This is a genomic window from Proteus sp. G4380 (assembly GCF_963885725.1).
Lineage (GTDB): Bacteria > Pseudomonadota > Gammaproteobacteria > Enterobacterales > Enterobacteriaceae > Proteus > Proteus mirabilis.
The window spans coordinates 1-9,093 of sequence record NZ_CAWPAV010000202.1; the positions used below are offsets into that span (position 1 = coordinate 1).

The 9,093-nt window shown below is 31.8% G+C and carries 10 protein-coding genes; 1 reads left to right on the plus strand and 9 read right to left on the minus strand.

The annotated features are described in order from the left end of the window. Positions 1-172: 172 nt before the first annotated feature. From AACU98_RS17460 to AACU98_RS17500, 9 genes are all read right to left on the minus strand, one after another. Positions 173-1,324 carry a hypothetical protein gene (locus AACU98_RS17460; RefSeq protein WP_004247356.1) on the minus strand — a complete coding sequence of 384 codons (1,152 nt, stop codon included), beginning with the start codon at positions 1,322-1,324 and terminating at the stop codon, positions 173-175. A gap of 12 nt (positions 1,325-1,336) precedes the next feature. After that, positions 1,337-1,852: a fimbrial protein gene (locus AACU98_RS17465; RefSeq protein ID WP_036900794.1), complete on the minus strand. Its 516-nt coding sequence runs from the start codon at positions 1,850-1,852 to the stop codon at positions 1,337-1,339. A 20-nt stretch (positions 1,853-1,872) separates the two neighbouring features. Further along, entirely contained in the window at positions 1,873-2,406 is a 534-nt protein-coding gene (locus AACU98_RS17470; RefSeq protein WP_004252417.1) for a fimbrial protein, read from the minus strand. After that, positions 2,399-2,827: a hypothetical protein gene (locus AACU98_RS17475; protein WP_004247353.1), complete on the minus strand. Its 429-nt coding sequence runs from the start codon at positions 2,825-2,827 to the stop codon at positions 2,399-2,401. The genes AACU98_RS17470 and AACU98_RS17475 overlap by 8 nt, the downstream gene beginning before the upstream one ends. 31 nt (positions 2,828-2,858) lie before the next feature. Further along, entirely contained in the window at positions 2,859-3,590 is a 732-nt protein-coding gene (locus tag AACU98_RS17480; RefSeq protein ID WP_004247352.1) for a fimbrial biogenesis chaperone, read from the minus strand. Positions 3,591-3,625: 35 nt separating this feature from the next. Further along, complete coding sequence (locus AACU98_RS17485) at positions 3,626-6,148, minus strand: fimbria/pilus outer membrane usher protein (protein ID WP_110144404.1); 2,523 nt, start codon at positions 6,146-6,148, stop codon at positions 3,626-3,628. Between the two features lie 60 nt (positions 6,149-6,208). Beyond that, entirely contained in the window at positions 6,209-6,781 is a 573-nt protein-coding gene (locus AACU98_RS17490) for a fimbrial protein (protein WP_036919880.1), read from the minus strand. A gap of 188 nt (positions 6,782-6,969) precedes the next feature. Further along, positions 6,970-7,530, minus strand: a complete 561-nt coding sequence (locus AACU98_RS17495; protein ID WP_004247349.1) for a fimbrial protein — start codon at positions 7,528-7,530, stop codon at positions 6,970-6,972. A 144-nt stretch (positions 7,531-7,674) separates the two neighbouring features. Next, positions 7,675-7,959 (minus strand): helix-turn-helix domain-containing protein, encoded by a 285-nt coding sequence (locus AACU98_RS17500; protein ID WP_161735271.1) that lies wholly within the window; start codon positions 7,957-7,959, stop codon positions 7,675-7,677. A 639-nt stretch (positions 7,960-8,598) separates the two neighbouring features. On the opposite strand from AACU98_RS17500, the gene AACU98_RS17505 reads away from it, so the two are divergent. Next, positions 8,599-9,093, plus strand: a 495-nt coding sequence (locus AACU98_RS17505; protein ID WP_431311576.1) for a winged helix-turn-helix domain-containing protein, incomplete at its 3' end; no start/stop codon positions are given.

Genomic DNA, 9,093 nt, shown 5'->3' on the forward strand with positions numbered 1-9,093 from the left:
TCAATAAGTTAATTAATCCCAAAAAATTTTAATACGTTACAATCGTATTATTTATAAATTTAATCACTCTATTTCAAAAAAAATAAGCCTCTACTTATCCTAATGATAAATAGAGACTTATTCAGATAATTATATGAAAATATCTATCAATTATATGCTAAATCATAATATGTCAATCAAACGTAGCGATTAGCCAAGCTGAACCTTTATAATCTCCAGCTATCGCATTTGTTCCTTGAAGATGGCTGGTTATCTTAATTGTTCTCAAATCATTAATGTCAATTTTAAAATCTTTACCTTTTTGCCCGGTTATTTCATCTGTCATGGTCAATTCACTATAAATTTTATTATTGCTGTTTTGGGTACTCACCATCGGTAATCTTTTTTGAGGATCGTTATCAGTTATATAATCGAGACGTAATCTCACTTTTGTTGCTTTTGAAAAAACACAATTATAAGTTACACTTTCTGTAACTAAGCTGTCATAATTTAATGTATTGAGTTGCCCATGCTTTAAATTTAAAGTACTTACTTGTCCTGTACTTGTTACTGTTTTACAAGAAGAAGTTACGTTTAATTGTGATGCTGCTAATCGCATAGGAACAGTGACATCATTCAATGCCCAAGAATTTTGAGGAGGACTCGTTCCTGATCGTGTAAATGCACGAACATAACCTCCTAGATCCATTTCAGGTATAGGTAGCTGAGAATCAATAACCATATCATTTATATAAAATGTCACACTGATTGGAAATTGTACAGTAAATTCACTGGCATGAGCAGTTAATGTTGGTGTAGCCTGTTCACAAACAGATCCTCTTATATTTACCCAATTCAACATTTGAGTATCAATGGTCATTACCAAATTACTATTAATACGATATGCCATATGGCCTTCTATATTGGTACCAGCCATAGGTACATATGTAAACAAGCGATGATATGCATTATTCCAAGAAATATTTGTTGAAGCATGTCCCCAAGTAAGCCCGATGCACTGAACAATCCCCGATACACTTACACTAGATGGTGTATTATTGATCACAATCGTATTACCAACTTTATAATAGTTTTTACCATCTGTACCTTTCACTGGATTTAATGCAATAGGACTGTTACTTGCCAATTTAATCATATAGCCAGTGTTTATATCTTGAATTCTTGGCGCATAATCTGCAATAGCAATAGATGTAAATATAAAATTAATAAAAAAAACACTTAATAATATTAAGAAATAAATTAGGTCATTTAATAAAGGTATTATTACATTATTTAATGCTATTTCTTTTTTCCACGAGGAAAATTTATGTATTAGTTTCAACATAAAAAATATCCATTAGTTATAAGTCACTGAAATAGTAACTATTGAATTGAACTTCCCTAGTTTTAATTGATTAATAGGCACTGTATTTACTAACTGAGCTTGTAAGTCAACACGATAAAGAGTTGAATTAATTCGTTCTGGATTGATTTTATGCTTTTTACTTGTTTCCAGTGAACGAATAGTTCCACCAGTCACTTCATTAATATCTATACCTAACCCATCAGTACTTGTTGCTAATATATTTTTTCCTTTATATAAAAGCGTACTTCCTCCTTTTGGGTTTAAAACAATGGCTAATGTATTATTAAAATTACAGTCTGATATATAAAGTGAAAAATCTTTTACCACAGGAGATTTAGTCAGTGAAGATATCGTCAATGTATCAAAACCAATTTTTAATGGAGCACTACCATTTTCACTACGTATATTACAAACAGGTTCAACCATTGTTGCAGATATATTAATAAAAATATCAGCATTACATACTAGAGAAATAAATAATAAAGCTACACCCAATAAATTTTTCATTTTATTTAGCCATATTAGCACTATTCATACTCCACATTAAAAGTTACGATACTGGAAAATTCACCAATCTTAATTTCTCCTATTGCTGGCTTACGGACAAAAACACCAAACTCAAATTGTTGTGAACCATCAACAACACTTACATCTCCAATTGTCATCGGTTTATTCCATATAACAGACCTTCCATTATTATCAATAATTCCTAATAGTGCTCCACTATCCCCTTTAGTAATAAGAAAATGATTACCATCGATATCAACTAATTCGTTACTTTTCCAGGTTAATTTAATACTTTTCTGTAAGTCAGTTTCACTACACTTATCAATCGCAATCGTGAAATGAGTCACTTTACTAATTTCATTTTCATTAATAAATTGCCAACGTAGATTGTGTAAAGTAACTTTTTTATTTATTGATTCTGAAGCGACTTGGCATGCAACACTGATTAACTCACCGCTAAATTCAACATCTAAATTATTGGCCGCTAATGTTTGAGACTGCCAATTACATATTGTTAAAGAAATAAGCCCTAGAAATTTCACCATCTTATTCATAACTTACCTCTAAACGTAATATATGTTGATCTTTCATTAAGGTGGGTAAATATATTGGATTATTGCCATTGTGTAATGAAAGTGAATAATCTTCAGAAAATAGCCTTCGTTGTATATCATAATAACGAATACTTGCAGGAGTATTTGCTGTTACATCAAATAAGTTTATGGTGCGATAATCTTTTCCAGCTCCACATCCAATCAAACTTAAATTATTATCAAAAGATAAATTACAAGGCGCATTAAACAGAGTGGCTCTCACTTGAACTACTCCTTGATGTAATGGCTCATAAACTGATTGTTTTGTCGTAGTACTCACGATAGAACTTTCGGCTATAATAAATTGACTGAATGCACAGCCAACAATGAGTAAAAGCACTTTGAACCATTTGGCTATTTTAAAAACGTGATATTTACTCATTACTTTTCCTATATTCCAATATTGTTAAGAATTATTGTTCACCAGTTACCACACAGGTATCACCTTGGCAACGAAATACCAACGATGGTTTACCACCATAATCATTAATATAAGTAAGATAAGGTGTAGATAATATAGAAGACGCAATATCATGAGTCGATTTAGGTGGCACCATGACAACATCAAAAGGATTTTTTTCAGCGGCTGCTTTACTATTTCCAAATCCAATTATTGTTAAATTAAAAGGCGTTATATTATTAACTCGGTAGCCTTGAGCCGTTTTGGTTAATGTCACTTTATGTGTCCATTTAGTTTCTGCTTCAGATAAAATACTATTTGGACGATAAAATAGTTTTACACGAGATTGCAAAGCAATTTGTAATGTATTGCCATCTGTTGATTTCGGTGGTACTTCACGTAAATTAAAATAAAATACCGACTCTCTATCTTGTGGTAATTTATGTAATTCTGGTGTTGTACTTAACCTAACTAAACTATAACTATTTGGCTCGATTCTCTGTAATGGAGGCGTTGCTAAAATAGCACCTTTAGTTAATTTATTCCCCTGCAAATCTTCTATCCAACTTTGTGCGAGATAAGCTTCTTCAGGATTATCATTAGAAATAGTAATATTAATTGACTTTTCCGTTCCAGGGAAAATAATACGCGTTCTATCTAATGTCACAGCACTATGTGCCGCCATCGAAATAAATATGGAATACCCAACAAGAATACAATATAACCCACGACTAAAATTAAACATAACTAACCTCACAATATAAAACATTTAATTAATAATTAATTTTCTGTAATTTTTGATATAGTAGGTGAAGAGCAAGGTAGCAATAACATGCTAGTTGGCGATGCTAAATCTTCAGGAAGTGACAACTCACATTGTTTTTTCCCTGCCCAATAAACAGATAGTTTTTCTTTTGATGAAATGCCTACTAGCCATGTCACACCATCTTCACCAACAATACCCAACTCACGATTATCCGCATTACGTACACTTGCCCCAAAAGGCGGTTTCTTACCATCATTTAGGGATATAATGGCAAACAACTTTTCCCCTTTCATTACTGATAAACTGCGATACCCTATCGCCCCTTTAGTCAAGGTAATATCAGTTGTTGATTCTAGCGTTTCTATATTTTCAGGTAGCTGACTGGTATTAATAGAAACCGTAGATTTACGATAACTATTAACATTAGGAATAACTGCAAGTCCAAAGTAATTAGTTTTGATAACGCCACTATCTAGAGGTACATCACCAACCCCTGGTGTTTCAATCATTAAACGAGTATCACCATTAGCTGAACGATGCAACGCAATACCTTGAGTTGTAGCTGTAATACCACTGTTAATTGATGCACCAACACTACGATATTGTTGTGGTACATAACTTGCGTTAGCAGATAAGTTAGCTTGAGAAAAGTCGCGAGAATAATAACCACTGATACTTGATTGGCTATCAATTTCTTCTCCATGACTATAGCCCACATTCAGACTATAATTATCGCGATCACTATAACCACTATAACTTGCTCTATGGCTATATTGATTACTTTTACCAATACGAGAATATGATTCAGAAAATGAAATGCTATGGCCTTTATATAATGGTATTGTTAAATACAGATTAATAGCATCATCTTGATAACCACTATCTCGTTCAGTTCTGGTTGCTGATAAAGATATATTCGCATTTTGCTGAGATAACATTGGAATACTGATATTAGTACTTGCGTATAAACCATATTGTGTTTGAGGTTTATCTTGCCAATAGGTACTATATTGATAATTTAGTGATATATTAAAATTATCAAAATACTTGTTTATATAAATTTGATAGTTCTCTTTTGGAGAGCGAATATCATAACCAGTACGACGTTGATCCATAAACTGAGTTAATGTGCGATAATCTCTAGCAGCAAATCGATACCCAGCAAAAGTAATATCCGTGCGTAGTGCATCAAAAGATTTTGCATAATTAAGACGATAAGAACGCCCTTTTATTTTTTTATCAGTAAAACGTGCAAAAGACTGAGTAATATCAAGTGATAATGCCCCAAAAGAAAATAGATCCCGTCCTATACCAATCGCCGTTGCCTGATAATCGCTGTTAAATTGTGTTCCCCCATATAACGACCAAGCATTAGATAGACCATAGGAGAATTCACCACTGAATACGGGTTTACCTGTTAAATGATGTCCATCATAACGAGTTTTACCCATCACTAATTTATAGATCAGACGGCCAGGGCGAGTTAAATAAGGTAATGAGGCAGTACTGATACTAAATTTTTTCTCTTCTCCATTTTCTTCACGGATTGTGATATCGAGTATCCCTCGAACACCACTATCTAAAGTTTGAATACGAAATGGTCCAGGGGGTACTGTTGTTTCAAGGAGCACTCGATTTTGGCTACGAACAATCACTGTTGCATTGGTATCTGCTACACCTGTGATCTCTGGTGCATACCCCACTAATTTGGGAGGTAGCATGCGATCATCACTTTCTAATGAAATACCGCTGTATTGCCATGATTCAAAAACATCTGAGTAAAAATAATTTTCTCCAATAGTTAAAATTGAAGCAAATTTTTTCAAGGAGGTAAAACCATAAAGACGGCTAAAATCAAAATCGTGTATTTCTTGTGATTGTCTGCCACCCCGCTTTTTTTGATAGATGGCACTATAATCACCACGAAAGCGCCAAACACCTAAATTAATACCCGCAGTACCATTAGTGGACAAATAAGTACGTTTATCCCCCTCTTTTTCTTCGGTGATTGAAACATTAGCGCTGTAATCAAGGAAAGCACCATTAATTCCTTCTTCCCATAATGCAGGAGGAGTCCAATAAGGATCTCTATATTCCATCCATAATTGGGGGATCGTTATTTTGAGTGATAGTGTTGGGAGATCAATAACTGTTTGCATTCCTTTCAAAACAGAAAGATCAAGGCATTGACTATTAGGGTATACAGTCACTTTTGGTTTTACAGACTCTTTTAAACCAATAGAATCAAGTAAGTCAGCAGGTATACAGATAGCTTGTGTTTGCGTTTTTTGCTCTAGAACCGTGATATCGCGAGGTGCACCTAAACGTTGTCCATTAACAAAAACTGTTAATACATAATCACCAGGGGGAACATAGCCAGCAATGGAAAATTGGCTCATATCGATATTTTGTATATCTTCTGCATCTAACACATCGATATTGAATTCTGTAGCATAAGCAGAAAACACACTAATACTCATTGTCAATAATACGACTTGCCTTAACTGATTGAGTTCAAATATCATACTATTCACCATCCCCATCCTAGAGGTAATAAAATACTTTATTCATTAGAGCCTAAGAAAATGCATCTACCTTTATTGATAATGGATAAAAAAACGAACCAGTCCTTGGTAATCTCCAGCTCGTAAAGGTTCTCCGGTGAGTTCTAGCCTAAGGAAGTAACGCAGATAGAGGATTTGTCCCGATTTATCTTGTCGTAATACGCTATCGAATAAAGGATATGTTTCTCCTGGTATTAATGCATTTTTATTATTATCTAGAACAGAAACCCCTAAACCTTTAGATGTGCCTTGCAAGATAAATGCATTGATATTACTTACGCTCTGTCCATCAAAACGTATCATCCATGTTTTGCTGTCAATTGACGTGTAAATGCTGCCACAGTCACGAAGTTCTATTTCAAATGGTAAAGTCTGCTGTTCGCGTTTTTCTTTGCTTGATAACATAGCTAAAGTTAAAGAAGAAAAATCAACCGTTTGATAACGATTTGACATTACAATAGAACAAGGAGTTGAGATAACACTACCCACTAGATAAGTACTTCCTTCATGCTCAATAACTTTAGGATCGAAAGCCAATGCTGTACTAGAAATAAGTGACAAAAGACTGCTAATTACTTGCAATCCTATACGTCGATAAATAGCCACTTTCTTCTCCATTATATAAATAGAATCTTCAGCTTTAGCTGGTTTATTTCTAAGTTAATAAAAACCCATTGATATATAAAATAAAACCAACGAAATTAATATGAAAAATAATAAATTAAAAAATTCTTATTCAAGAGATAAAATTGACTGCCAGCATTTATATTTACTAACAGTCAATTTAATTCATATTACTGATAAGTTATACGGAAATTAGAAATTGCACTAAATTTACCTTCAGAAACATCTTTACTTGCATCAACAGCTTTAGCAAGAGCTTTAAAGGTTAATACATTATCACCCTTTAGATTTGTAATACTTGGTAAAACATCTTTTGCTTTTCCAAACTCAAAACCATCAATTAAAATTCCCAAGTTATTTGTATTACCAGCAGAAGTAGCCAATAATGTATTTGCTGTATCAGCATAATTTTGTCCAGTAAAGACAAGTTCCATTGATTTAACCGGAACAGGCTTACCACTAGTGGCATCTATACCAAAATTAGTAAAATCACAACCTGTAAATTCAATATCAAAATCAGCCTCAACCATTTTACCACTTTCTAAGGCTTTACGAGAAAGTTGGCCAAACTCAACTGTTTGTTTCAGTGAAGATTGAGCAATATTACAAGGCGTATTTACAACAGAACCCGTAAATGTGATAACACCTGTATTAGCATTATCAGCCATAGCATTTAAAGAAATAGCTGAAGTAGCTAATAGAACTGTTAATGCTATTTTATTAAATTTCATACATCATTTCCTTTATATTTGACTATTTTAGTATTTACCGACATTGAGATAGGCTATCTCATAAAAGAATATCCTTATTCACGCATCCCTATTAAAAATATAAATATCCATATTGGAATCTTGTCCATAGAATTTAATTAAAAGCTAATCATCAGAAATAATTTTAAATTTATCACTAATGATAACTTTTAATAGATATTGAATATTAAGATCTAGAACATCAGATATTAACAATAGCTTTTCAAAGCTTATTTTTGACTCTGCTGTTTCATATCTAGATACCTGCTGTTTACTGACATTTAACTTTTTAGCTAAATCTTCACCTGTTAGCCCTATCGCTTTTCTTTTTGAACGGATCTCTTTCCCTAAGTATTGATGAATAGCTTTAGTATCGTAAGTTTTATCAATTTCGTATTTTTCTCTTTCCATAATCTATTTTCTATTAGCTTTATAAAAATGGGATATATCATGCTAAAATACGAGCATGCCAGTTACTGCTTTATGATTGTATTTTATTAAAACTAACTTTTAACTTTGTTTCGCAATGTTGTTGATGCAATAAATGCTACATGAGTTATTACAATGCGTGTTAGCAAAAAAACTACAAAACTCACAAAACTCACAAAAAACAACATGAATATCAATATGTTAGATAAAAACCAAAATCGACTTAATTGATTTATTTAACTTTAATTTTAGAAGTGATTTTACTCATTTTTAAATAAATTTAATTCCAATACCAATTTATTTATAAAAGCTTTCCACTAATTCCCAGAGTAACCCCCCCATTATAAATAAATTTAAATAATGGTAATTCCTAAAGATTATAGAGACTTATAATATTAAATAATAAAAGTCACATAGTTAATCTATACGAATAAATAAATAGATATCTTGCTTTATTTGTTACCAGTAAGTTTCTAATTGTTATTTAAATGTATTAAAATGCGATAAACAAATTTTTTAGTTTTTTAACTTGAAAAAATAATTTTTTAGCTTTATATATAAAAAATACTCCTTTTCTAGCATTAAGAAGAATAAATATCCAAATGACGTATTGGCGGCACTATGTATCTAATTAATGATGACATTATATTTTATAGCGATAAAAATTTATTATTTTCAAAAAAACTCAATAAAGAAAAGAAAATTTTAGCACCTTCATCTAAAATGCTAATACATCTTATTACCGTTAATGAATTAGTTACGCAACGAGAATTATTTAGAATTGGCTGGGGAGATAAAGAAAAATTTATAACTAATAGCGCTTTCTATCAAAATATTCTTTTATTAAGAAAAGCATTTAATGAGCTAGATATCGATGATGAGATTGTCATCACCGTTCCTCGAAAAGGGTATATCATTAATCACAAGATTAGTATTGAAAAACTATCTGACAATAATATTCAAGATATAAAATTAATCAATGAACATAAAATTAGTGATATTCCTCACATAAAAAAAGAAATAGAAGAAGATATAAATACGAATATTAATAATAAAGATCACTCTTTATCATCAATAAAAAAAACAAGCATATCTTTATCAAAAAAGAAATTATTT

Bases quoted from the DNA above. Each gene is read 5' to 3' on its own strand.
- AACU98_RS17460 (WP_004247356.1), bottom strand. From the start codon at position 1,324: ATGTTGAAACTAATACATAAATTTTCCTCGTGGAAAAAAGAAATAGCA.
- AACU98_RS17500 (WP_161735271.1), bottom strand. From the start codon at position 7,959: ATGGAAAGAGAAAAATACGAAATTGATAAAACTTACGATACTAAAGCT.
- AACU98_RS17480 (WP_004247352.1), bottom strand. From the start codon at position 3,590: ATGTTTAATTTTAGTCGTGGGTTATATTGTATTCTTGTTGGGTATTCC.
- AACU98_RS17465 (WP_036900794.1), bottom strand. From the start codon at position 1,852: ATGAAAAATTTATTGGGTGTAGCTTTATTATTTATTTCTCTAGTATGT.
- AACU98_RS17495 (WP_004247349.1), bottom strand. From the start codon at position 7,530: ATGAAATTTAATAAAATAGCATTAACAGTTCTATTAGCTACTTCAGCT.
- AACU98_RS17485 (WP_110144404.1), bottom strand. From the start codon at position 6,148: ATGGTGAATAGTATGATATTTGAACTCAATCAGTTAAGGCAAGTCGTA.
- AACU98_RS17470 (WP_004252417.1), bottom strand. From the start codon at position 2,406: ATGAATAAGATGGTGAAATTTCTAGGGCTTATTTCTTTAACAATATGT.
- AACU98_RS17475 (WP_004247353.1), bottom strand. From the start codon at position 2,827: ATGAGTAAATATCACGTTTTTAAAATAGCCAAATGGTTCAAAGTGCTT.